This is a genomic window from Sphingomonas glaciei (assembly GCF_023380025.1).
Lineage (GTDB): Bacteria > Pseudomonadota > Alphaproteobacteria > Sphingomonadales > Sphingomonadaceae > Sphingomicrobium > Sphingomicrobium glaciei.
Genome location: NZ_CP097253.1, coordinates 1891268 through 1914518, shown reverse-complemented (window position 1 = coordinate 1914518; position 23251 = coordinate 1891268). Strand labels below are relative to the sequence as shown.

Here is a 23251-nt window from a genome sequence, read left to right as displayed (position 1 = left end):
TTCTCGAAGCCTGTCCTGCCTGCCTCCGCAGTGACCAGCGTCGGCAGGCAGGACGGTGCACTCACTGCGGAGCGAATTCGAACTCTTCGACAGCGCCATTGAGCTTGTTTTCCGACTTCATATGAAGGCGTCCCTCGGGCGTGCGGGTGATGGTCGACACCGACCGAACCTTGCCGTCGCGCAGGTTGATCTCCTCGAAGCTGTTGGCCGACAGCTTGCGCAACTGGACCTTCCCGCCGAAGCGATCCCCGCCGACCGGAACCGCCGCTCCGCCGAACTGCGCGGCATAGGAATAGCCGTCGGGCGTGCTCATGTTCAGCTTGTCGCCGTCGACCTTGAAGGTCATCAGCATCTGTTCGTCGCTGGCGCTGTTGATCCGGTCCATCAGCCACTTGCCCGAAGCCTGGTGCGCACCGGCCGGTGCCGCACCGACGCGGCGCTGGGTGGTGGAGTAGCGAGTCACGATGCCATTGGGGGCATAGTCCGCCGCTTCGACCGTGCGGGTGTTGCCGTCGGCCGAGATCGTCACCAGCGACTCGCCGACCAGGGTGCCCGCCTTGCGGGACGCGAATTTGACCGAACGGTCGTTGATGATCTGCACGGACGTTTCGTCCACCCCGCCGCCCGGACGGCTGTGATAAGTACCGTCTGCCTTGATCTTATAGGCCGGCGTGCAGGTCACGCACTCGTACATGCCGCCTGCGAGGACCGCCTCGGCAGGTTTGTCGGTCCACTTGGCTTTGCTGGCATCCATCTTCCAGGTGCCGTCGAAGGGTGATTGAGCCACGGCAGGTGTCGCCGCCAGCAAGGTGCACGCAACTAAGAGCTGAGTCTTGAGCATGGTTTTTCCCCTCTTTGCCGGCGGGGTAGCCGGCAGATGATAGGGACTCTTTTCGCAACGCGAGTCAATAATCCGGTTTGCGAATTAGATTGGCAACGGCCGACAGCGGAATCGATCTCGTGGACCATGACGCGTCGCGTAGCGGGTCGCCGGCAATCGAGCGCCCCCTTCCCTGATCTGCGAAGTGCAGTCGGAAAGGTAGGCACGGGGCGAAATGCTCGACGCCGTCAAGGCTTGGCAGCAGACCACGAAAGTATGGTGAGCAGCCGAAATCCTGCTTCCCAAGCGCCTCGTCAGCGTCGCATGGCGACCTTCAAACTCCACCAGAGCAGCGCGAAGCTCGCGACGCTGATGGCGGCGCCCCAGAACCAATAGGGGGCAAAAAGCGCATCGGCGATGGCGGCCGAATCCGAGCGCCTGACTTCACCGGCAACCGTGGCCTCGGACATGAAAAGATAGTCGAGCTGCGCCCATACGCTGATGACGGCTTGCACGCCGAGTAATTGGATTGCGAGGCGCTGGACGGCGGGAGACGCGCGGTGCGCGATCACGAGAATGATTGCGCCCATCGCTGGCAGGATCAACCATCCAACAAGGGTTCTCACCCAGATCGCGGTCGAGGCGATCAACAGAATCCCGAGCAGGTTGAGGCCGCCCTGCGTTGCTTCACGGCTACGCGAGGCAATGATGAGCAGCGCGCCGGCAATGGGAGGTCCGAACAGGCCGCCCGCGGGAATTAGGGCTTGGGTAAGGCGATTGGCACCTGTCCGCCCGCCTGCGAACGCGAGGCCGGACCCGTCAGGAAAGATCAGCAATTGATGGAAGGCGTTGCCGGTCAGCAAGGCAGCAAGGCCGTGCCCGAACTCGTGAAACCAAGTCGCCAAGATGGTGAACGGATACAGGAGAATACGCCCAAGCGATGTCTGCCAAAGCGTGACAGAGACAAAAGCAATCAGCATCATCATGGCGATGCGGAGTGCTCGATCCCGGTCTAAATTCCTGCTGAGCATCGCGTATCCGGTCCGTCGAAATTGCTAGCCTGCCTTGTGGGCAAGGATCATTAGAGTAGCTCGGTCCTCTATCGAAAGGGTTAGCGAAAGGGGGAGCGTGCCTCTCCCGCTCGGCGGGGTTCCGTTCTAAGGCGCGCCCATGCTCATCCTCGATCCCGAAGCCATCACCCTTTCCACCCTTCGCCAGCTGTGGAGCGGCGCGCCCGCCCGCCCTGACGAAGCCGCGCTGGCTCGGATCGATGCCTCCGCCGCCGCCGTGTCGCGGATCGTGGCGTCGGGGGAGACGGTGTACGGGATCAACACCGGGTTCGGCCTGCTGGCGCAGACCCGGATCCCGGGCGAGCGGCTGGCGGAGCTGCAGCGCAACCTGATCCTGTCGCACAGCTGCGGGCTGGGCGAGGCGACGCCGCGGCACGTGACGCGGCTGATGATCGTGCTCAAGCTGCTCGGGCTCGGGCGCGGGCATTCGGGGGTGCGGCGGGTGGTGACCGACGCGCTCCAGGCGCTGCTCGACGGCGACGCGATGCCGGTCATCCCCTCGCAGGGGAGCGTGGGTGCGAGCGGAGACCTGGCGCCGCTGGCGCACATGACCGCGGCGCTGATGGGGCATGGCTGGATCGACCTTGCCGGCGAGCGGCTGCCGGCCGCGGCCGCGCTGGAGCGGATGGGGCGCGCGCCGCTGGAACTTGGGCCCAAGGAAGGGCTGGCGCTGATCAACGGGACGCAGTTCAGCACCGCGGTCGCGCTCGATGCGCTGTTCGCGGCGGAGCGGGTGTTCGGGGCGGCGCTGGGGGCGGGCGCTCTGGCGGTCGATGCGCTGAAGGGCAGCGTCAAGCCGTTCGACCCGCGCATCTCGGCGCTGCGCGGACAGCCGGGGCAGATCCGCGTCGCGGGTGAACTCAGCCGCCTGCTCGACGGGTCGGCGATCGTCTCCTCGCACCATCGCTGCGGGCGGGTGCAGGATCCCTACAGCTTCCGCTGCCAGCCGCAGGTGATGGGCGCCGCGCTCGACCTGCTGGAGAATGCCGCGCGCACGCTGACCATCGAGGCGGCGGCGGTGACCGACAATCCGATCCTGTTTTCCGGCGAGGAGGGCGACGACGCCATCTCGGGGGGCAACTTCCACGCCCAGCCCGTTGCCTTCGCCGCCGACACCATCACCCTGGCGCTGTGCGAGGTCGCAAGCCTGTCCGAACGCCGCATTTCGGTGCTGGTCGATCCCAAGATGAGCGGGCTTCCCGCGTTCCTGACCGACGATGGCGGGGTCAACAGCGGGCTGATGATCCCGCAGGTCACCGCCGCCGCCTTGGTCGCGGAAAATCGCAGCCTGGCCTTCCCGGCGTCGGTCGATTCGATCCCGACCTCGGCCGGGCAGGAGGACCATGTCTCGATGGCGCCGATCGCCGCGCGCAAGGCGGCGGTCGTGGCGCGCAACGCCGCCGGCGTGGTGGCGGTAGAACTGATCACCGCCGCGCAGGGGGTCGACTATCATGCCCCGCTGGCGACCTCCCCGACGCTCGCCGCGCTGCATGGCGAAGTGCGCGCGATCAGCCCGCACCTCGAGGCCGACCGCTATTGGGCGGACGAGATGGCGGCGCTGCAGACGGCGGTGCTGGAAGGGCGGATGAGCGGCGGCTTTCATCTTGGCCGTTGAGCCCTTAAGGCGCGGCCCCATGTCCATATCCGTCAACAGCGCCTTCGACAGCGGCAACATCCGGCTGGTCAAGGCAGAGGGGTCGACCCTCGACCTCGAGATCGTCAACGACACCCAGTCCGATTTCTACCAGTGGTTCCACTTCCGCCTGTCGGGGGTGCGCGGGCAGGATCTGACACTGCGGCTGACCAATTGCGCCAAGTCGGCCTATCCGATGGGCTGGCCCGGCTATCAGGCGCGGGTGTCGACCGACCGCGAGACCTGGGTGCAGGCCGACACGTCCTACGACAATGGCGTACTTACGATCCGCACTGCGGTCGACAGCGATCTGCTGTGGGTGGCCTATTTCGCGCCTTATTCGATGGAGCGGCACCACGATCTGGTCGCCGCGCTGGCCGAGCTTGCGCAGGTTACCCACCGCGAGCTGGGCGTCAGCCTCGACGGGCAGGCGATCGATTGCCTGACAATCGGCGAAGGGCCGCTGACCGTGTGGCTCTATGCCCGCCAGCATCCGGGCGAGAGCATGGCCGAATGGTGGATGGAAGGTGCGCTGGAAAAGCTGGTCGATCCCGACGATCCCGTCGCCCGCGCGCTGCGGGCGCGCTGCACCTTCCACTGCGTGCCCAACATGAATCCCGACGGGTCGGCGCGCGGGCATCTGCGGACCAATGCGGTGGGGGTGAACCTCAACCGCGAATGGCACGCGCCGTCGGCCGAGCGCAGCCCCGAAGTGCTGTGCGTCCGCAACGCGATGGACGCGGCCAAGCCGGTGTTCGCGATGGATATTCACGGGGACGAGGCGATCGCCGCCAACTTCCTCGCGGGCTTCGAGGGTATCCCGAGCCTCAAGCCGCGGCAGGAGGAAATGTACCACCTGTTCGCCAACACGCTCGAGCGGATCTGCCCCGATTTCCAGACCAAGCAGGGCTATGAACTGTCGCGCCCGGGCGAGGCCAATCTGTCGATGAGCACCACCCAGTTGGCCGAGCGCTATGGCTGCGTGTCGATGACGCTGGAAATGCCGTTCAAGGATCACGCGCCGTTGGCTGACGCGGTCCACGGCTGGAGCCCGGAGCGGTCCAAGCGGCTGGCGCATTCCTGCCTCGACGCATTGCACCAGATCCTGCCCGAGCTGGAGGCGAAGTAAGCGATGCCGACCCTGATCCTGCTGCGCCACGGCCAGAGCCAGTGGAACCTCGAGAACCGCTTCACCGGCTGGTGGGACGTCGACGTCACCGAACAGGGTGAGGCCGAAGCGCGGGCCGCGGGGCAGCTGCTGGTCGACAAGGGAATCGACCTCGACCGGGTGTTCACATCGGTCCAGAAGCGCGCGATCCGCACCGCCAATCTGGCGCTGGAGGCGATGGACCGGATCTGGCTGCCGATGATCAAGGACTGGCGGCTGAACGAGCGCCATTATGGCGGGCTGACCGGGCTCAACAAGGCCGAGACGGTGGCCAAGGTCGGCGAGGAGCAGGTCCGCATCTGGCGTCGCAGCTTCGACGTGCCTCCGCCGCCGCTCGACGGCGACAGTCCGTATGCCGCGTTGCAGGACGACCGGCGCTATGCCGGGATCGCGGTGCCGGCGAGCGAGAGCCTCAAGGACACGATCGCGCGGGTGCTGCCTTATTACGAAGCGGAGATCGCGCCGGCGCTGAAGCGCGGCGAGCGGGTGCTGGTGGCGGCGCACGGCAACAGCCTGCGCGCGCTGGAAAAGCATCTGTCGGGCATTTCCGATGCCGACATCACCGGGCTCGAAATCCCGACCGGACAGCCGATCGTCTACGAGCTGGACGACAATGGGCAGAAGGTGGACCGCTACTACCTCAGCGAGAGGTAGAGCGGCCCCCTTTGCTTAGCCGCGAACCGGTTCGACCGGCGGCGGCGGGGGCGGCGGCGGCGGCACCGCGCAGACGTCGGTCGCCAGCACCACGCTGCCATCGGGGCAGGTCTGGGTCTGCGGCGGGGGCGCGACTTCGACCGGCGCTGGCGGCGGCGGTGGGGGTGGCGGCGGCGGCGCGACATCCCGCCCGCCGAAGTTGAAGATCAGGCTGGCGAGCAGGCTGTGCGACCGGAACCGCTCGTTGAACTGCGTGTCGAGCGCGGCGCTGGTGCGCCGCTCGACGAACACCGGCGAAGCGGTGGTGCCAAGATTGAGCAGGTCGGGGTTGCCCTGAATCACGGTGGTCTCGGCATCGCCGAGGTTCAGCCGGTTGGTGCGGAAGTAGCGATACTTGAGGCCGAAATCGATGTTCTCGGAGACCGCGAAGCGGGCGCCGGCGATCAGCTGGTGCGCCCAGGCATCGTCGCGGTTGCCGAGCAGCTTGGCCCGGGCCCGGCCGAAGCCGCCGCCGCCATAGACCGAGAAGCGCTCGTTGCCGAGGTCGAGGAGGGCGTTGGCCATCGCCGAATAGATCGTCATCCGCCCACTGGTTTCGCTGGTGGTCAGCGCGCCGAGGCCCGGTGCGAAGGGATCGGGGGCCGCCGACGGCCGGTTCAGCGCGGTGCTGAGCGTGGCCAGTTCGGTGTCGCCGATGCGATAGCTGTTGAGCTTGGCCCGCTTGTAGCCGAGCTCGAGCTCGGTCCGAATGAAGCCGAAGTCATAGCCGGCGATCGCGTCGAAGTCGTAGCCGCGCTTGTAGTCGGCACGGATCGCGCCCGGCAGGAGGACGTCGGCGACGAACGCCGGGCCGGCCGGCGTCGCCGGGGTCTGCACGGTGGTGAAGTCGGCGAACACGTCGGCGCGGTTGGTCTTGGCCGACATGATGCCGCCCTCGACCCCGAAGTAACCGCCGCTGTTCTGGGCCTGGGCCGGAGCGGCGATGCCGATCAGCACGGCGCTGGCCAGTAGGAATTTTCTCATGGTGAACCCCTGTCTTGAGACGGCGGGGAGCCCGGCCCTGCGCAACCGGGCTCCCCTATTCAATTATCCTGCGGTGCTGACCCGGACGTTGCCGTTGACGCCGGCCGGGAAGAACCCGCCCTGCTGCGCCGCGGCCGCGGTCAGGTAGACGATGTTGAGCACATCGCCCGGCGTCCGGCTGTAGGCGATCGCATTGTTGTCGGTCGGCACGATGTTCGATGCCGCGCCGCGCATCGCCACGCCCTGATCGACCTCGGTCGGTCCATCGAGGCTGTCGCGGGCGTCCGAGATAGACTCGGTCGCGGTGCGCAGCGAGGGCGTCTGCAGCCCCTTGGCGTAGAGCACCGTACGGACCAGCCCCGCGTGATAGGATTCTGCGGCAAGGATGCCGGCCGCAGCCTCGAGGAAGGTCTTGTTGGTGATCAGCGGCGAAGCTCCCTTGTAAGCGGTCACTCCGACGTCTTCGAAGATGAACGCGCCGAGCAGGAAGTTCTCGTCATTGGCATAGGGGTCGAACGTCTGCCCCGGACCGATCAGGCCGGCGGCCCGGGCAGCGTTGGAGAAGGCGCTGGTCGCGGTGGCGCTGATGTCGATCGCCGGCTGGGCGACTGCGGCGCTGCCGAGGGCCGAGCGGAGGAAGGCGACGTGCTGGCGCTCGTCGACCGCGATCTCGCGGGCATATTGGCCGACGACCGGGTCGGTGAAGGTGACCTGCTTGCCGCCGGTGACCGCGCCCTGGGTGCCCGTGCCGGTCAGGAGGTTGGCCGCAAGGCCGGTCCCGAACGCCGCGAACGAGTAGAATTGCGCCTCGAGATATTCGAGGTTGAGGGCGAAGTTGAGGATGTCGCCGTCCGAGATGGTACCCGGAGGCGTGGTGCCCGTCGGCGGGTTGGTGCCCGGCGTCCCGGGGACCTGGATCAGCGGGTCGTCATTGCCGCCACCGCCACCGCCGCCGCAACTGGCGAGCGCGCCGGCGCCGACCAGCATCGCCGCGGTTCCGGTGCCGCGAAGAAAGGCGCGGCGTGCGTCGCGTCTCTTGTCGCAGGCTTCGAGCACTTCGTTCAAGGTATCCTGTTCGATCATGATGCGTCTCCGGCCCCGTCAGGGGCTGATGTCCTGAGCTTAATTGGCCTGGCTGGTGCGGATGTTGCCGTTCACGCCGGCCGGGAAGAACCCGCCTTGCGTGCGCGCCAGCTGCGTCAGGTAGACGATGTTCAGCACCTCTCCCGCCGAGCGGCTATAGGCGAGGCCGTTGCCGTCGAGCGGGGCGATGTTGGAGGCATTGTCGCGAACCGCGATGCCCTGGTCCTTGTCGGCCGACCCGTCGAGGCTGTCGCGGGCGTTGGAGATCGCCTCGGTTGCCTGCACCAGCGCGGGGGTCTGGATGCCCTTGCGGAACAGGGTCGTTCGGACCAGCGCCGCATGATAGGCCTCGACCGCGAGTATTCCGGCGGCGGCCTCGAGGAAGGTCTTGTTGGTGATCAGCGGCGCAGCGCCCTTGTAGGCGGTGACCCCGACGTCCTCGAAGATGAACGCGCCGAGGAGGAAGTTCTCGTCATTGAGGTAAGGATCGAAGCTCTGCCCCGGCCCGACCAGACCGGCAGCCCGCGCTGCCGTCGAAAAGGCGCCGTTGGGATCGGTCCCGATGTCGATCGCCGGCTGCGCCACCGCGGCGGTGCCGAGCGCGTTGCGGAGGAAGGCGACGTGGGCCTGCTCGTCCGACGCGATCTCGTTGGCATATTCGCGTACGAGAGGATCGGTGAAGGTCACCTGCTTGCCGCCGGTCACCGCGCCCCGCGTCCCCGTGCCGGTGGTCAGCCCGTCGGGAAGCCCGGCGCCGGTCACGGCGTAGAGGTAGAATTGCGCTTCGAGATATTCGAGGTTGAGCGCGAAGTTGAGGATGTCGGCATCGGTGACCGCGGTCTGGGCGGTGACCGGCTGACCGCCGAGGGTCAGCGCGAGCGGCGCGGCGACCGCCGCCGTGGCCGCCAGCCGGAAGAAATCGCGACGCTCGGTGCGTCTCTTTTCACGGCTCTCAAGCGCGTGAAGCGCCAGTTCTTCCTGCATGCGTGCACACTCCTTCAGGGATGATCCAGACTAGATACGGCTGGTTGTTGCGCGCGGATGCGCGGCTTGAATGCGCTTGCGGCGGAGGAGCGAGACGCCCGCTCACGGCCGGCCAGCCGATCGGATGGAGTGTGCAGCGAATTCGCGGCGCTGCGGAAGGAGCGGACGAGCCGCCGATGCCGGAACGGGATGGTCGCGATACACTGCGAAACGCCTCCTCGAACGAGCCGGCGTCCCGATCGGGAAGCTCAACCACATTCCAGCATGTTCAGTCGCGCAACGGCCCTCCACCGCGTTGGTTCCGGACGGTTTTTCTCGTGGTTAGCAAAAAGTGAAGAGGTGGTGCCCTGCGGCCACGCACGCGGAACTGGGGCCATAACGGAGCGAGCGGAGAGGTGCGTTTGACCGCGCCCGGCTAGCCAGGGATGGATTCTGACCGCACGGCCGCGCGAAGATTCCGCTGTCCTACAGCGAACCTTTATGGTTCGATCTGCCTCATGCAGAACCGCACCCCCGCTCCCCGCACCCAGCCGTTGCCCGACTTCCAGCCGGTCGAGCGCAAATATCGCCACGACGGCTGGACCCCGGAACGCCAGCGCGCCTTCATCGCCGCCCTTGCCGACACCGGCAGCGTCTCGCGCGCCGCCACGATGGTCAACATGAGCCCGGAGGGCGCCTATTACCTCCGCCGCCAGGCCGGCGCCGAAAGCTTCCGCCGCGCGTGGGAAGCCGCGCTCGACTTCGGCGTCCAGCGCTTGCGTGACCTCGCCTTCGAACGCGCGATCGAGGGCGAGCTCGTCCCGGTGATGAGCTTCGGCAAGCTCGTCGGTTACCGCCGCAAGACCAACGACCGCCTGCTGATGTTCTGCCTCCGCATGAACGCCAAGGCCCCCGACGGCCGCCGCTACAGCCAGACCTATTTCGACGCGAGCGCCCCCCGCCTCAGCGGCGTCGCGTCGCAGCCGCTCCCCCAGGTCTCAGAACCCCTCGCCCCCACCGAGTCCGAACGCACCGACGACCAGGCCGAGCTCATCCGCCACTTCGATCCCGTCCACCTCAGCCTCGATCAGATCGAGACCCTGCAACAGCTCCTCAGCGCCGCCGCCGCCTCCCGCCGAGCCCTCGAGCACCAGCCCGAATTCGACCCCGCCGTCCCCTACCTGCGCGCCGACGAGGTCACGAACGCGCTCGAGCTCGGCGGGGGCGAGGACGACACCGGCACCTACCACCACGGCGGCGAGGGCGAGCTCGACTGGCGCAACCTCGACGAAGAAGGCCTCGCCCGCCAGGCCGAGATCGACACGGTGCTGGCGAGCATGCGCGAGGAGATGGCGGCGGCTTCGGCGCCCACGCCCAAACCCAAGCCCCGCCGGCGAAAGGCCCAATAACCATGCGCGAACCCAAGGATTTCGAGGAGGGCGGCCAGGGTCTGCGCACCTTCACCCTCAACAGCGACTACGCCCACTGGCTGACGCTGGAGGATCAGGAGGAAAGCATGCTGCCAAGGCTGGCGCGGCCGGTGAGCCTCGACGGCCGGGTGTGTCGGGAGCCGCCGGGGGTGGAGGATGAAGACTCGGCGTGATCAGGCGAACTTACCTTTCAATTTTTCTTGGCAGCTCATCATTGGAAGCAATTGTCGCGCTTGCTCGTGCTAGATAATAAGCGCGCTCTCGCTCTAACTCGACGGAAACACCGAGCTTCGGCGCCCTCTTTGCAAGGCGTTTGATATATCCTTTTTCTTTCTGCTCCCGTCCGAGCAGGCGCCAGATGAACGAGCTATGCCTAAACAGCCTAAGCAGATTACCGACATCGCCTGTGCGCTCAAAGTCTGCCCAAAGTGTATCGCTACATTCTTCGAACAAGGCGGAAAGACGCTCATTGTAAAGGAAGTGATAGGCATCGATTAGATGGGATCTGTCACGCTCGGTAAGATATTCACCCTTCGCAATCTTTGCGGCACAGATTTTGATCAAGGCCCGAACGCCATTGTAGAAATCTTTCTTGTTACGCGATCGATCTAGCACCTCGTCAAGAATCTGCGTCCTCTGGACTTCATCAAGGCTCATGTCGTCCGCCCTGATTAAAGCGATGGTATTTACCATCTGATCAAACTTCTTGCGCTTAGCAGTGTTTTCTAGATCGAGGAGACGCTTTCGCCTCTCGTCACCTGTATAAGCAGAGCGAATGATGATTGCTTCGGCCTGCACTGCTGAAGACTCAGCTTTGCCCATAGAGATGACTTTCTCGGCGGTTGAAACTGCCCTCGGGTCGTCTAACGATTGGTAGCAGAGTGCCAAATTGAGAAGAGTACTTCTTCGTAAATCTTTAGTCAGCAAGGCTGAATTTATGCCTTCAAGCACTTCTCTTGCTCTCTCCCCCTCACCGAGCATGCGAAGGCTTTTTGCATTTTGGTACGCAATTAGATCTCTTTCGACTGCGCTCGCCATACTTACAAACGGCTCAAGATCAGAAGATAAGGCAACAACGCTTCTGTAATGGGCGCCTTCAACCAGCGATCCTAGATAAGTGGTCAGCAACCGGAAGCTGCTTCGAATAGCAATATCATCTCCGCTACTCTGAAGGCTTGCGATATGTCGCAAAAGCAATGCGCTTGCATTCGAGATGCGAAATTCGAACTGCAGAGGCTCATCATAGCGATGGCCAGACTTTGTTTTAAGCAGGCCATTCCGCCAGTCCGAGCCAAAATAAAGTTCCATGGCTCTGTTGTGGAGCCGTTCCGCTGACTCGTCACCGATTGTGGCGCGGATGTAGTCGCGAACGTCACGAGCAACACTGAGAACCCGTACATCGCGACCGCTTGTTTTGCCTGAGACCTCGGATAGGGAATTGGAGTCGATCAGGCCTTGATCGTGCAGTAGCGTGGCACTGGTCGCAAAGAACTGATACGTGACATTGAACCGTCTAATGCCTTCAAGCTCTTCCCCTTGGGGAAATGTAGATAGAACCTGCAATAGAGACAACGCGCGTTGTTCTGCGATGTCGTCGGATTGTGAGAGAACCGTTATAGCTTGCACCAAGGTCGCTGGGGCAGAAGATTGCGTTGTCAATGCCGGGACGTAGTCTGAATTATAAGCTACCAAATCGGATATTCCGACAACATTAAGTTCGCGCAGTGCCCGGTCTAGGCGACTTGGCGTGCCATCAGTAAGTCTGTGAAGTTTAGAGGGGAAATCAGGAGACTTCAGCGCTTGAGCTGAATAGGGTGAATCTGATACATAGACCGCAATATCTGGCTCATCGAGTGCCCTAAGGCGCACTGACGGTATCTCGGCTGGGGGAGCGCCACGACTCCGCACAAGCACTGACGCCTCAGGGCAATAATCGTTAACGACAAGCATAAGCTCTGCAATGTCGTATGCAATCGAATGCCCATTCTCGTCAGTACAAGTTGGATTGACATTGTCGAATAGAATGTAAGCATTCGACTGACGCGAAATCACTTCGCAGAGTTTCTCAAAACTAATTCCTGCAAGGCGTCGCACGCCGTCAAGGAAGCGATCACGGCTCTCGTAGTTACTGCAGTCAAACCGGTAGACTGTGCCCTCAAGATGTCCCCGTCTTTGGAGAACAGACCAAACGAAACCGTCGCTACCAAGGCCCCAATCCGCTTGTATCCAAGCAGTGCGGGTGGTTTTGAGGTAACCTATGCACGCTTCCTGCTCTGGCAGTCTGACATTTCTGTGTGAAGTAGCCGGCAGAAGTTTGTAGCGAACTGCCTCGAGTTCCTCAGCACTAGTACCTTCACCCGGCGAGATTTTCTTAGTAGCTAGGGTTGCTGGCAGGCTATCTAAGGCATGCTGCCTGTCAGGTGCTGAACCATACTGTTCTTCGAAGTAATTCCCTTCATTAAGTTCGAAATCAGTATCAGCTACAAATCGCATTCGTCCACTCGTATGTCGCTTTAGAACTCTTGGCCAAATTCTTCGATACTTTTTGGTCTTGTCTAGCCGAATCTCTCCGACATTGAAGCCGTGCACTCTGCTTTGACCGTTCCCTAAGCTTTCCAGACCGAAAGCCGATGCCGCTTGAACAGTGGTGCGCCCCGTACTGCCAGACTGTAAGATTGTTTGCGCATCTGGAACATGCATATGTCCGAAGAAATGGACATCGAATCTTCCGGGGGGATTGATCTCGGATTCCCATGTAGCCAAACTAGAGGGGTGTAACCAGCTGGGTGGGTGGTGTGTGACAATAAGGTTTATATCATTCTTGGCACACCACTCTTCGGGTGCATGATTTGTGACAGCAAGTATTTGTCTCAGATCGACGTGAAGCTTCTTTTCGTAGTCTCCTGCGTCGAGCTGAAGCCACGTGCTATTGAGGCCTACAATTCCCACTTTGATTCCAGGACCCTGCCAGCTTCCCGAAAAATCGCCCGGCAAAATGCCGCGCGAATGAGTACTCAAGCTGTGCAGGGCTGAGCCTGACGCCGTCCAGTTGCTGTAGTGCAGAAAGGATTTTGTCACAGCTCGCTGGAGATCGGATCTGGGTTCCCAAAATTGCTCTTGCGCGGCGGGCTCGTCCCACCAGCGCTTAAGGACAAGATGCGGTGCCGCGGATTTCCGAGGCCTTTGTAAGTCGTGGTTTCCTGGAACGAAGAGGAACTGCGGAGAAGGGCCGTACAGTTTGGCGACGTCTCGTATTTCCGTGAGGATGTTCTGAAGGATTGCAAACTCGTCTGGCTTGCCACGGTTCGTCATGTCCCCCGAGAAGATAATTACGTCGATAGTTCCCGTTCTCTTCAACAGAGACTGCAAGTCTGCCAGAAGCGCGGATTTAACGTTAGGCCAGAGGGACGACTGCTCCTTCATGCCGACATGTAGGTCGCTCAAGTGAAGCCAGCGAAAAGTTCTCTCGTCGTTCATCAGTTATCCTCGTTCGGCCAAACGAGGATTGCTGGAATATGATCTAGCATCAAGACCGAGGGGCTATTTTGCCATACGATTTGCGGCGGGCTTATGAGGCATCCCATCCGTCAGTCGCCCGCGCCCAATGCGCGCCGGATCGAGTCCGTAGCACTTCGCACTCTCTCACGAGCGGGCGTTCACCCCTCATCCCCCATCCTGAGCGCGGCGATAAACGCCTCCTGCGGGATGCTGACGTTGCCATATTCCCGCATCCTCGCCTTGCCCTTCTTCTGCTTCTCCAGCAGCTTGCGCTTGCGGGTGGCGTCGCCGCCGTAGCACTTCGCCGTCACGTCCTTGCGCAGCGCGCTCAGCGTTTCGCGGGCGATGACCTTGCCGCCGATCGCGGCCTGGATCGGGATCTTGAACATGTGCCTCGGGATCAGCTCCTTGAGGCGCTCGACCATGCCGCGGCCGCGCTGTTCGGCGGTGCCCCTGTGAACAATCATCGACAAGGCGTCGACCGCCTCCTCGTTGACCAAAATGCTCATCTTGACGAGGTCGCCCTCGCGGGTGCCGATCTGGTGATAGTCGAAGCTCGCATAGCCCTTCGACATGCTCTTCAGCCGGTCGTAGAAATCGAACACCACCTCGTTGAGCGGAAGCTCGTAGGTGATCTGCGCGCGGCCGCCGACGTAGGTCAGGTTCTTCTGGATCCCGCGGCGGTCCTGGCACAGCTTGAGGATCGGCCCGAGATATTCGTCGGGGACGTAGATGGTCGCCTCGATCCACGGCTCCTCGATGCTGGCGATCCGGTTGGGATCGGGCATGTCGGCCGGGTTGTGAAGCTCGATGGTTTGCGCGTCCTCGGTCTTCGAGTGGCTGAGGTGCAGGGTATAGACGACGCTCGGCGCGGTAGTGATGAGGTCGAGATCATATTCGCGGGTCAGCCGCTCCTGGATGATCTCGAGATGAAGCAGGCCGAGGAAGCCGCAGCGGAAGCCGAAGCCCAGCGCCGCGCTGCTTTCGGTCTCGAAGCTGAAGCTGGCGTCGTTGAGGCGCAGCTTGCTGATGCTTTCGCGCAGTTTCTCAAAGTCGGCGGCGTCGACCGGGAACAGGCCGCAGAAGACGACGGGCTGGACTTCCTTGAAGCCCGGCAGCGGCTCGGCGGTGCGGCGCTTGGCGTCGGTGATGGTGTCGCCGACGCGGGTCTGGGCGACTTCCTTGATCTGCGCGGTGATGATCCCGATTTCGCCCGGCCCGAGCTCGGGCAGCAGCTGGAGCTTGGGATTCATGCAGCCGACGCGGTCGATCAGGTGGCGGGTGCCCGCCGCCATGAAGACGATCTCCTGGCCCTTGCGGATATAGCCGTCGATCACGCGCACCAGGATGACCACGCCGAGGTAGGGGTCGTACCAGCTGTCGACCAGCATCGCCTTCAGGGGCGCGTCGGGATCGCCCTTGGGCGGGGGGATGCGGGTGACGATCGCTTCGAGCACTTCCTCGATCCCGATCCCGGCCTTGGCGCTGGTCAGGACCGCGTCGCTGGCGTCGAGGCCGATCACTTCCTCGATCTCGGCCTTGACCTTGTCGGGCTCGGCGGCGGGGAGGTCGATCTTGTTGATGACCGGCACGATTTCATGGTCGTGCTCGATCGACTGGTAGACGTTGGCCAGCGTCTGCGCCTCGACCCCCTGCGCGGCGTCGACCACCAGCAGCGCGCCTTCGCACGCGGCGAGGCTGCGGCTGACCTCGTAGGCGAAGTCGACGTGGCCCGGCGTGTCCATCAGGTTCAGGGTATAGGTCTCGCCGTCCTTGGCGGTGTAGGCGAGGCGCACCGTCTGCGCCTTGATGGTGATCCCGCGCTCCTGCTCGATCTCCATGTTATCAAGGACTTGGCCATGGGTCATCTCGCGCTCGGTCAGCCCCCCGGTGCGCAGGATCAATCGGTCGGCCAACGTCGATTTGCCATGGTCGATGTGGGCAATAATCGAAAAATTGCGGATGTGGGAAAGGTCGGTCATGTCGGGGGGAGCCGCTAGCAGGGGCGGGGCCTCCTGTCATCTGGACCTCCGGCCCGCCATCGTGCCACAAGCAGCGGCATGAGCACGCCGGTCATCATCTGCTTCGGCGTCGCGATCCTGCTGGGAATCGCCGGCGGCCTCCTGACCGAGGTGGGATGCTGGTACCACGGCCTGCGCAAGCCGCGCCTCAACCCGCCCGACTGGCTGTTCGGGCCGGCCTGGACGGTCATCCTCGGGCTTGCCGCCTGGTCGGCCAGCATCGCGTGGAACGCGGCGGCGACCGATGGGGAGCGGCGGCTGGTGGTGCTGCTGTTCGGCGCCAACGCGTTGCTGCACCTGTTGTGGAGCCCGTTGTTCTTCAAATGGAAGCGGCCCGACTGGGCACTGGTCGAAGTGGTGTTCCTATGGGTCTCGCTGGTCGCGCTGGTGGTCGGACTGGCGCCGATCTCGGAAAAGGCGAGCCTGCTGATCCTGCCCTACCTGCTTTGGGTTAGCTTTGCCGCGTGGCTCAACTGTCGGATCGTCAGGCTCAATCCACGATCCGCCTGAAGCTGCCCGGTTCCGTGGCGGGCACCGCCGCCCGTCGAAGCCCAGCCGCCGTTGGTAGATGAACGAGCGTTCACTTCGCGTTTTCTGCTCACTCAATCCGCCGAAGATTCTCTTGGAGCCTCAATCCCATGCGTGATTCCGTTCGCCTTTCGCTGTTGCTTGCCGGAGCCTCGCTCGGAGCGCTCGCTACCCCCGCCGCCGCGCAGGCCCAGGGCGCCGCGCCGCTGCCGACGCTGGTCAAGGACGTGAAGATCCCCAACCAGACCTTCAAGCTGCAGAATGGCCTGACCGTGGTGGTCCACGAGGATCGCAAGGCGCCGGTCGTCGCGGTCAGCGTATGGTACAACGTCGGCTCCAAGGACGAGCCGACCGGCAAGACCGGCTTCGCCCATCTGTTCGAGCATCTGATGTTCAACGGGTCGGAGAACCTGCCCGACGACTATTTCAAGTACACCACGCAGATCGGCGCGACCGATCTCAACGGCACGACCAGCTTCGACCGCACCAACTATTTCCAGACCGTCCCCAAGGCCGCGCTCGACAAGGCGCTTTTCATGGAATCGGACCGCATGGGCTACCTGCTCGGCGCGGTGACGCAGGCCAAGCTGGATAACCAGCGCGGCGTCGTCCAGAACGAGAAGCGCCAGGGCGACAACCGTCCGGGCGGCCTCACCCAATATGAGATCTTCGGCAACCTGTTCCCGGCCGGCCACCCCTATCACCACACCCCGATCGGCTCGATGGCCGACCTCGACGCCGCCAGCCTGGCCGACGTCCAGAAGTGGTTCACCGACAATTACGGCCCGAACAATGCGGTTCTGGTGCTGGCCGGCGACATCAACGCCGCCGAGGCCCGCCCGCTGGTCCAGAAGTATTTCGGCGCGATCAAGCGCGGTCCGGTGAACACCCCGGCAATGGCCGCGGTGCCGCCTGCCAACGGCAAGACGATCGTGATGAAGGACCGCGTTCCCGCGACCACCCTTATCCGCACCTGGGCGATTCCGGGCATGCTCGACAAGCAGACCCCCGCGCTGGAGCTGGGCGGTTCGGTGCTCGGCGGTCTCGCCAGCTCGCGCCTCGACAATGCGCTGGTCCGCAACGAGAAGCTGGTGGTCCAGGTCTCGGCCGGCGCTTCGCCGCAGCATCGCGTGGGCCTCTTCCAGGTCCAGGCCGTCGTCCGCCCTGGCGTCGACCCGGCGCAGGTCGAGAAGCGCCTCGATGAACTGATGGCCGAGTTCGTCGCCACCGGTCCGACCCGCGCCGAACTGAGCCGCGCCGCGACCAGCGAAGTCGCCGGTACCATCCGCGGGCTTGAGCAGGTCGGCGGGTTCGGCGGCAAGGCCGTCGCGCTGGCCCAGGGCCAGCTCTATGCCGGCGACCCCAACTGGTTCCGCAAGCAGTTGGACGAATATGCCCGGGTCACCCCGGCGCAGGTCCAAGCCGCGTTCCGTCAGTATCTGACCCGTCCGCCGCTCAAGATCCGGCTCGAGCCGGGCGAGCGCCCCGCGCCGATCGAGCCCAAGGGCCCGACCGCGCAGAAGGGTGTCGGCACCCCGCCGCCGCCGACCAAGCGCGAAGTGCCGCCGGTTGGCAACTTCGCCGCGCTCGACTTCCCGGACGTTCAGCGCGCCACGCTGTCGAACGGCATCCGCATCAACTATGCGCAGCGCACCGCGGTCCCGGTGACCACCATGGCGCTCTCGTTCGATGCTGGCCAAGCAGCCGAGGTCCCCAACCAGCGCGGCCTCGCCGGCCTTGCCATGGGGCTGATGGAAGAGGGTGCGGGCAACCTCACCAGCCAGCAGATCGCCGAACGCCAGGAAGAGCTGGGCGCCAACATCGGCACCAGTGCGTCGCTCGACCGCAGCATGGTGACCCTGTCCGCGCTCTCGGCCAATCTTGCTCCCAGCCTCGATCTTCTGGAGACGGTGGTCGAGCAACCGACCTTCGCTCCGGCCGAGCTGGAGCGGGTTCGCGCCCAGGCGCTGACCGGTATCGCCGCGCAGCAGCGTGACCCTAACGGCATCGCTGCCCGGATCATTCCGAGCCTGATCTGGGGTGCCAATCACCCGTATGCAATCGTCGGCAACGGATCGGCCGAGGCGGTGAAGGGCTTTACCCGCAACGACATCGTCGGCTTCCAGCAGAAGTGGCTGCGTCCCGACAATGCCGAGATTTTCGTGGTCTCCAACCTGCCGCTGGCGCAGTTGACCCCGCAGCTCGAGCGTCGGTTCGGGAACTGGGCAGCGCCGTCCGTCGCCAAGGGCACCAAGCAGTTCAGTGCTGCCCCGGCCCGCCCCGCGACGCCGACCATCTATCTGGTGAACGTGCCCAGCGCGCCCCAGTCGGTAATCGTCGCGGCGCAGCACACCGGCGTCGATCCGCGCGGCGACATCATCGCTACGCAGGCCGGCAACGAGGTGCTGGGCGGCAACTTCCTGTCGCGCATCAATATGGACCTGCGCGAAACCAAGGGCTGGAGCTACGGTGTCCGGAGCAACTTCGACATCGCTCGTGAAGGCGTCGGATACGCCATCACCGCGCCGGTCCAAGCCGACCGCACCGGCGAATCGATCGCTGCGCTGAACAGCCAGGTGAACGACCTGCTCGGAAGCAAGGGCGTCACCGGCGAAGAATTGGAGCGTGTCGTCAGCAACAACGTCAACACGCTGCCCGGCCGGTTCGAAACTTCGAGCGCGGTGCTGGGCGCGATGATGTCCAACAGCCTGCTGGGCCGGCCGGACAATTATCAGGAGCAGCTGGCGGTCCGCTACCGCGCACTGAACCAGGGCGGCATCGACACCGCGCTGCGCGGCGCGATCGATCCCAAGGGGTTCACCTGGCTGGTTGTCGGCGACGCCGCCAAGGTGAAGCCGCAGCTCGATAAGCTCGGCTATCCGGTGCAGGTGATCGAGCCCAAGTAAGGCTTAAGCCAAGCAACGAAATCAGGCCCGGGGCAGCGATGCTCCGGGCCTTTTTTTTCGTGGCGCTTCAGCCGAGGCGGGTGACGTGGCCCATCTTGCGGCCCGGGCGGGCGGCGCCCTTGCCGTAGAGGTGCAGCGCGGCGGCCGGGTCGGCGGCAAGCGCGGACCAATCGTCGATCTCGTCGCCGATCAGATTGTCCATCACCACCCGCGGGCTGCGCAGCGCGGTGCTGCCGAGCGGAAGCCCGGCGATGGCGCGAATATGCTGCGCGAACTGCGAGGTGGCCGCGCCTTCGATCGTCCAGTGGCCGCTGTTGTGGACACGCGGCGCGATCTCGTTGACCAGCGGGCCGTCGGCGCAGGCGAAGAACTCGACGGTCAGGACGCCGACGTGACCGAGCCGCTCGGCGATCGCACCGGCCTGCTGCCGCGCCTGCACGACCTGGCTTTCGATCAGCGCCCCCGCGGGCAGCTCCGACCGCCGCAGGATGCCGTCTTCGTGGGTGTTGCGGGTCGAATCGTAGAAAACGAGGCCTCCGTCGGCGCCGCGCGCCAGCACGACCGAGAATTCAGCCTCGAACCGGATCGCTTGCTCGGCCACCAGCGGGCGGCCACCAAGCGCGTCCCATGCGTTCGCGACGTCGTCCGCCGTGCGCAGCCAGGCCTGTCCCTTGCCGTCATAGCCGTCGCGGCGGGTCTTTAGCACCAGCGGCAGGCCGAGCGCCTCGACCGCTGCGTCGATGTCGGCCGGGCCATCGACCGGGCGCCAGGCCGCGGGCCGTGCACCGGCGCTCTCCACGAACGCCTTTTCGGCGCAGCGATCCTGGGCGATAGCGAGGCTGGCGGTGCCGGGGCGAAGCTTGCCGGCGATGGTCGCCAACGGTCCCACCGGCAGATTCTCGAATTCGTAGGTGACGACGTCGCAGGCCGCGGCGAACCGTTCGAGCGCGGCGACATCGTCGAACTCGGCACAGGTGAAGTCGGCGGCGACGTCGGCGGCGCAGGGCCGATCGTGTGGATCGAACACGTGGACCTTGTAGCCGAGCGGCGCGGCGGCGAGCGCCAGCATCCGGCCGAGCTGGCCTCCGCCGATGATCCCGATCGTCCCGCCAGGCGCGATCATTCAGGAGTCTCGGCGACCGAATCGGTCTGCGCCGACCGCCACGCCTCGAGCCGCCCGGCCAGCGCCTCGTCCGACAGGGCAAGGATCGCGGCGGCGAGCAGGCCGGCGTTGATAGCCCCCGCCTTGCCGATCGCCAGCGTGCCGACGGGCACGCCGCCGGGCATTTGGGCGATGGACAGCAGGCTATCGAGCCCGGACAGCGCCTTGCTCTCGACCGGTACGCCGAGCACCGGCAGCGGGGTCATCGCCGCGGCCATGCCGGGGAGGTGTGCCGCGCCGCCCGCGCCGGCGATCAACACCTTCAATCCACGCGCTTTTGCGCCTGTCGCATAATCGTACAGTCGCTGCGGGGTGCGGTGCGCCGAGACGACCTTTGCTTCATGGGGAATGCCAAGCTCCTCCAGGATCGACGCGGCATGTCGCATCGTTTCCCAATCGGACTGGCTGCCCATGATGATCCCGACGTCCATTCGTGCATCGCTCCCCGGTCGAACGGCCACTTCCCTAAGGGCGCGCCAGCTTTATGTCACCCGCTCCCCAAACAGGTTGATCTGCGTTATGCTCGGTCGGACCGCCAGCGGAATGGTTTGTACGGCATGAACGAGGGGAATGAGGTTAACAGCGATGACCCCACCGTAATGTGGGCGGAGATCGCACGCCTGCGGGCGACGGTGGCCAAGCTCGAACGGCAGGTCGGTGAGCTCGACCGTCTGGCCCACCACGACCCCCTTGTCCCGCTGCCCAACCGGCGCGGGTTCGAGCGCCAACTGGCGCATCTGATCGACCGCACCGAACGCTATGGCGACGTCGGGGCGCTGCTGTTCGTCGATGTCGACGGGATGAAGTTCGTCAACGACAGCTTCGGGCACGATGCCGGCGATGCCGCGCTGATTCACATCGCCGAACTGCTGACCGGGGGGGTGCGCCAGAGCGACACGGTGGCGCGGTTCGGCGGCGACGAATTTGCGGTGCTGCTGGAACGGGTCGACCTCGACCAGGCGACCGAAACCGCGACCCGGCTGACCGACCGGATCGCCGGCAGCAACTTCAGCTTCGGCGGAGTGTGTATCCCGCTGTCGGCGGCGATCGGGATTGCCGAGATCCGCGGCGACGACACGCCCGAAAGCGTGCTCGTCCGCGCCGACCGCGCAATGTACGAGCAGAAGGCCGCCGCTTAAGGCAGCGCTTCGCCGACCTTGCGGGCGCGTCTCCACCAGCGTCGACGCGGTCCGCTGCTGTTGAGGACCGAGCGCCGGAACCAGGCCGCGACCAGCTTCAGCATCAGCGCAACCCACAGTCCCTGCCACAGCAAGGCCGCGACGTGCGGAAGGACCGACCCGTCGAGCGCAGCCCTGGCCATCATCGCGAACGGCGAGGACAGAGGGAAAGCCGCCGCGGCAATACCCGCCGAGCCGTGCGGATCGCTGATCGCGAAATTGGCCAGCAGCAGCAGCCCGACCTGGCCCATGGTGACGGGCATCGAAAGCGTCTGCACCTCGCGCGCGGTGCTGGCCTGCGCCCCGATCCCGAGGAAGGCGGCGCCGATCAACAGGTAGCTCATCCCGTAATAGAGCGCGCCCAGCAGGAGGAAGAGTGGCCAGCCGATCGCCGGCACCGGAAGCACCGCGAACAGCCCGGGTGCGAACAGCAGCAGAAAGCTGATCGCGACGGTCATCCATACCGCGATCCCGGTCAGGCTCATCGCCAGCATCGCGAACAGCTTGCCGATGAAGATCGATTCGACCGGGACGGCGGCCGCCAGCACCTCGATCACCTTGTTCGATTTCTCCTCGATCAACTGGCTCAGCAGCATTCCGGACAGCAGCAGCGTGAGGAGGAACAGCATTGCCTGGCCGGCGCGGGCGGTGATCTCGCGCGCGTTGCGGGTCGCGCCGGCGGTCTGCCGGAGGGGGATCAGGCCGATCTCGGGGATGGGGGTGGAGCCGACCCGGGCGCGGTCGACCATCAATCGCACCTGCCCGACCAGCGGGTCGCCCGGACCGACCTTGCCCATCAGCGAGGCCATGCCGGCTTCATAGTCGAGCACGGCGATCACCGGCTCAGCCTCGGCAGCGAGCAGGCTCCTGTTGTTCGTGCCCCGCGGCATCGGTTTCAGCAGCGGGAACTGGCTCGCCCCGGGCAAGGCGGCGAGTTCGCCGCGCGCTCGGTCGAGGCGGGCGAAGTCGGCCGGTGCGGCGATCACCGCCAGCCGGACGCGCTCTGAATCGCTCGCCACCTTGGCGCCGATCCCGCCGAACAGCACACCAAGCAGGATCGGAAACAGCGGCCCCAATAGGAAGAACAGGAAGGCGCGGCTGAAGACCGTCGCGGTGTAGTCGCGGCGGGCGATCACGAACGCGGCCTCGAGTTTGTTGAGGTGGCGGGTCATGCCGGCACTTCCTTGCCCATTTCGGCCGCGGCCGATGCCCCGGCGATGGCGACGAAGGCATCGTGCAGGCCGGGCCGCTCGATCGAAAGCGTGTCGATGCCGGCGCCGCCGTCGATCAGCGCGCGCAGCAGCGGCTCGGGGCCGCCTTCGGGAAGCTCGAAGCGCCATTCGCGGCCGACTTGCCGTGCCCCGGCCGGAAGCGCGGCGCGCCACGCTCCGTCGCCGGCGCGGGTCTGTAGCCTGACCACCGGGCGCAGCCGGTCGCGCGCTTCGTCGACCGCCCCCGCGAACGCGACCTTGCCCGCGGCGATGATCGCGATCCGCTCGCACAGGCGCTCGGCGTGGGCGATGACGTGGGTCGAGAAGATCACCGTCGCGCCGGCTTCGGCCTCGGCCCGAATCAGCGCTTCCAGTTTCTCCTGGTTGATCGCGTCGAGCCCAGAGAAGGGCTCGTCGAGCACAATCAGGCGCGGCTTGTGGACGAGGGTGCCTAGCAGCTGGACGGTCTGCGCCATGCCCTTGGACAGGGTGCGGATCGGCTTCTTCTCCCACTCGGCCAGGCCGCGATCGGCGAGCAGGGCGGTGGCGCGGCGGCGGCCTTCGGCGATCGGCAGTCCGCGCAGCGCGCCCATGAAGGCGATCGCCTCGCGCGCGGTCATCGAAGGGTAGAGCCCGCGCTCTTCGGGCAGGTAGCCGACCTCGTTGGCGGCGGTCAGCGGAGCCGAACGGCCGAGCAGCGAGCGCGTGCCGCTATCGGGGTCGATGATCCCCAGCAGCATGCGCAGCGTGGTGGTCTTGCCCGCGCCATTGGGGCCGAGCAGGCCGAAGATGCTGCCCCTCGGCACCTCCAGGCTAACCCCGTCGACCGCGCGCTTGGTCCCGAAAATCTTGACGAGGTCGCGCGCTTCGACCGCGGCCTCTGCTTCACGCTGCACTCGACTG

General features: G+C 64.9%; 19 protein-coding genes. 8 read left to right on the top strand and 11 right to left on the bottom strand.

Going from position 1 to position 23251, the window contains the following annotated elements:
• Nucleotides 1–61: 61 nt before the first annotated feature.
• Together M1K48_RS09310 and M1K48_RS09305 are read right to left on the bottom strand one after the other, a co-directional pair.
• Nucleotides 62–787, bottom strand: coding sequence for a hypothetical protein (locus M1K48_RS09310; protein ID WP_249454710.1), 726 nt, complete (start codon nt 785–787; stop codon nt 62–64).
• A 347-nt stretch (nt 788–1134) separates the two neighbouring features.
• Nucleotides 1135–1806, bottom strand: a complete 672-nt coding sequence (locus M1K48_RS09305) for a M50 family metallopeptidase (RefSeq protein ID WP_249454708.1) — start codon at nt 1804–1806, stop codon at nt 1135–1137.
• A gap of 184 nt (nt 1807–1990) precedes the next feature.
• Between M1K48_RS09305 and hutH the strand changes: the two genes are divergently transcribed.
• Genes hutH through gpmA form a run of 3 tightly spaced genes read left to right on the top strand, consistent with a single transcriptional unit; the run spans nt 1991 to nt 5345 of the window.
• Nucleotides 1991–3505 (top strand): histidine ammonia-lyase, encoded by a 1515-nt coding sequence (hutH, locus tag M1K48_RS09300; RefSeq protein WP_249454707.1) that lies wholly within the window; start codon nt 1991–1993, stop codon nt 3503–3505.
• 19 nt (nt 3506–3524) lie between these two features.
• Complete coding sequence (locus M1K48_RS09295; RefSeq protein WP_249454706.1) at nt 3525–4652, top strand: M14 family metallopeptidase; 1128 nt, start codon at nt 3525–3527, stop codon at nt 4650–4652.
• Nucleotides 4653–4655: 3 nt separating this feature from the next.
• Nucleotides 4656–5345, top strand: a complete 690-nt coding sequence (gpmA, locus tag M1K48_RS09290) for a 2,3-diphosphoglycerate-dependent phosphoglycerate mutase (protein WP_249454705.1) — start codon at nt 4656–4658, stop codon at nt 5343–5345.
• Between the two features lie 15 nt (nt 5346–5360).
• Here gpmA and M1K48_RS09285 read toward each other — a convergent pair whose 3' ends face one another.
• The 3 genes from M1K48_RS09285 to M1K48_RS09275 form a co-directional block, all read right to left on the bottom strand.
• Complete coding sequence (locus tag M1K48_RS09285) at nt 5361–6368, bottom strand: outer membrane protein (RefSeq protein WP_249454704.1); 1008 nt, start codon at nt 6366–6368, stop codon at nt 5361–5363.
• A 63-nt stretch (nt 6369–6431) separates the two neighbouring features.
• Entirely contained in the window at nt 6432–7451 is a 1020-nt protein-coding gene (locus tag M1K48_RS09280; protein ID WP_249454703.1) for a ferritin-like domain-containing protein, read from the bottom strand.
• Between the two features lie 39 nt (nt 7452–7490).
• Nucleotides 7491–8435 (bottom strand): ferritin-like domain-containing protein, encoded by a 945-nt coding sequence (locus M1K48_RS09275; RefSeq protein WP_249454702.1) that lies wholly within the window; start codon nt 8433–8435, stop codon nt 7491–7493.
• Nucleotides 8436–8932: 497 nt separating this feature from the next.
• Between M1K48_RS09275 and M1K48_RS09270 the strand changes: the two genes are divergently transcribed.
• A complete protein-coding gene (locus tag M1K48_RS09270) occupies nt 8933–9823 on the top strand; it encodes a hypothetical protein (protein WP_249454700.1) in 891 nt (296 codons plus the stop codon).
• A 2-nt stretch (nt 9824–9825) separates the two neighbouring features.
• Nucleotides 9826–10017 carry a hypothetical protein gene (locus M1K48_RS09265; protein ID WP_249454699.1) on the top strand — a complete coding sequence of 64 codons (192 nt, stop codon included), beginning with the start codon at nt 9826–9828 and terminating at the stop codon, nt 10015–10017.
• Between the two features lie 10 nt (nt 10018–10027).
• Here M1K48_RS09265 and M1K48_RS09260 read toward each other — a convergent pair whose 3' ends face one another.
• Together M1K48_RS09260 and lepA are read right to left on the bottom strand one after the other, a co-directional pair.
• A complete protein-coding gene (locus M1K48_RS09260) occupies nt 10028–13321 on the bottom strand; it encodes a metallophosphoesterase family protein (protein ID WP_249454697.1) in 3294 nt (1097 codons plus the stop codon).
• Nucleotides 13322–13500: 179 nt separating this feature from the next.
• The gene (lepA, locus tag M1K48_RS09255; RefSeq protein ID WP_249454696.1) at nt 13501–15324 is read right to left on the bottom strand and encodes a translation elongation factor 4; all 1824 of its coding nucleotides are present in this window, start codon (nt 15322–15324) and stop codon (nt 13501–13503) included.
• A 78-nt stretch (nt 15325–15402) separates the two neighbouring features.
• On the opposite strand from lepA, the gene M1K48_RS09250 reads away from it, so the two are divergent.
• Together M1K48_RS09250 and M1K48_RS09245 are read left to right on the top strand one after the other, a co-directional pair.
• Complete coding sequence (locus tag M1K48_RS09250) at nt 15403–15873, top strand: TspO/MBR family protein (protein ID WP_249454694.1); 471 nt, start codon at nt 15403–15405, stop codon at nt 15871–15873.
• A gap of 128 nt (nt 15874–16001) precedes the next feature.
• Nucleotides 16002–18797 carry a M16 family metallopeptidase gene (locus tag M1K48_RS09245; protein ID WP_249454693.1) on the top strand — a complete coding sequence of 932 codons (2796 nt, stop codon included), beginning with the start codon at nt 16002–16004 and terminating at the stop codon, nt 18795–18797.
• Between the two features lie 67 nt (nt 18798–18864).
• Here M1K48_RS09245 and M1K48_RS09240 read toward each other — a convergent pair whose 3' ends face one another.
• Together M1K48_RS09240 and purE are read right to left on the bottom strand one after the other, a co-directional pair.
• A complete protein-coding gene (locus tag M1K48_RS09240) occupies nt 18865–19920 on the bottom strand; it encodes a 5-(carboxyamino)imidazole ribonucleotide synthase (RefSeq protein WP_249454692.1) in 1056 nt (351 codons plus the stop codon).
• A complete protein-coding gene (gene purE / locus M1K48_RS09235) occupies nt 19917–20390 on the bottom strand; it encodes a 5-(carboxyamino)imidazole ribonucleotide mutase (RefSeq protein WP_249454691.1) in 474 nt (157 codons plus the stop codon). The genes M1K48_RS09240 and purE overlap by 4 nt, the downstream gene beginning before the upstream one ends.
• Before the next feature lie 126 nt (nt 20391–20516).
• Here purE and M1K48_RS09230 point away from each other — a divergent pair, with 126 nt between their 5' ends.
• On the top strand, nt 20517–21098 hold the full coding sequence (locus tag M1K48_RS09230; RefSeq protein ID WP_249454690.1) for a GGDEF domain-containing protein: 582 nt from the start codon (nt 20517–20519) through the stop codon (nt 21096–21098).
• Here M1K48_RS09230 and M1K48_RS09225 read toward each other — a convergent pair.
• Nucleotides 21095–22309 (bottom strand): ABC transporter permease, encoded by a 1215-nt coding sequence (locus M1K48_RS09225; protein ID WP_249454689.1) that lies wholly within the window; start codon nt 22307–22309, stop codon nt 21095–21097. The genes M1K48_RS09230 and M1K48_RS09225 overlap by 4 nt on opposite strands.
• On the bottom strand, nt 22306–23244 hold the full coding sequence (locus M1K48_RS09220; RefSeq protein WP_249454688.1) for an ABC transporter ATP-binding protein: 939 nt from the start codon (nt 23242–23244) through the stop codon (nt 22306–22308). Before M1K48_RS09220 ends, M1K48_RS09225 begins: the two co-directional genes overlap by 4 nt.
• Nucleotides 23245–23251 lie beyond the last annotated feature (7 nt).

Coding starts and splice junctions, on each gene's coding strand:
- M1K48_RS09280 (WP_249454703.1), bottom strand. CDS start 7,451: ATGATCGAACAGGATACCTTGAACGAAGTGCTCGAAGCCTGCGACAAG.
- M1K48_RS09305 (WP_249454708.1), bottom strand. CDS start 1,806: ATGATGATGCTGATTGCTTTTGTCTCTGTCACGCTTTGGCAGACATCG.
- M1K48_RS09265 (WP_249454699.1), top strand. CDS start 9,826: ATGCGCGAACCCAAGGATTTCGAGGAGGGCGGCCAGGGTCTGCGCACC.
- M1K48_RS09275 (WP_249454702.1), bottom strand. CDS start 8,435: ATGCAGGAAGAACTGGCGCTTCACGCGCTTGAGAGCCGTGAAAAGAGA.
- M1K48_RS09270 (WP_249454700.1), top strand. CDS start 8,933: ATGCAGAACCGCACCCCCGCTCCCCGCACCCAGCCGTTGCCCGACTTC.
- M1K48_RS09230 (WP_249454690.1), top strand. CDS start 20,517: ATGAACGAGGGGAATGAGGTTAACAGCGATGACCCCACCGTAATGTGG.
- M1K48_RS09245 (WP_249454693.1), top strand. CDS start 16,002: ATGCGTGATTCCGTTCGCCTTTCGCTGTTGCTTGCCGGAGCCTCGCTC.
- M1K48_RS09250 (WP_249454694.1), top strand. CDS start 15,403: ATGAGCACGCCGGTCATCATCTGCTTCGGCGTCGCGATCCTGCTGGGA.
- lepA (WP_249454696.1), bottom strand. CDS start 15,324: ATGACCGACCTTTCCCACATCCGCAATTTTTCGATTATTGCCCACATC.
- hutH (WP_249454707.1), top strand. CDS start 1,991: ATGCTCATCCTCGATCCCGAAGCCATCACCCTTTCCACCCTTCGCCAG.
- M1K48_RS09225 (WP_249454689.1), bottom strand. CDS start 22,309: ATGACCCGCCACCTCAACAAACTCGAGGCCGCGTTCGTGATCGCCCGC.
- M1K48_RS09240 (WP_249454692.1), bottom strand. CDS start 19,920: ATGATCGCGCCTGGCGGGACGATCGGGATCATCGGCGGAGGCCAGCTC.
- M1K48_RS09260 (WP_249454697.1), bottom strand. CDS start 13,321: ATGAACGACGAGAGAACTTTTCGCTGGCTTCACTTGAGCGACCTACAT.
- gpmA (WP_249454705.1), top strand. CDS start 4,656: ATGCCGACCCTGATCCTGCTGCGCCACGGCCAGAGCCAGTGGAACCTC.
- M1K48_RS09285 (WP_249454704.1), bottom strand. CDS start 6,368: ATGAGAAAATTCCTACTGGCCAGCGCCGTGCTGATCGGCATCGCCGCT.
- purE (WP_249454691.1), bottom strand. CDS start 20,390: ATGGACGTCGGGATCATCATGGGCAGCCAGTCCGATTGGGAAACGATG.
- M1K48_RS09295 (WP_249454706.1), top strand. CDS start 3,525: ATGTCCATATCCGTCAACAGCGCCTTCGACAGCGGCAACATCCGGCTG.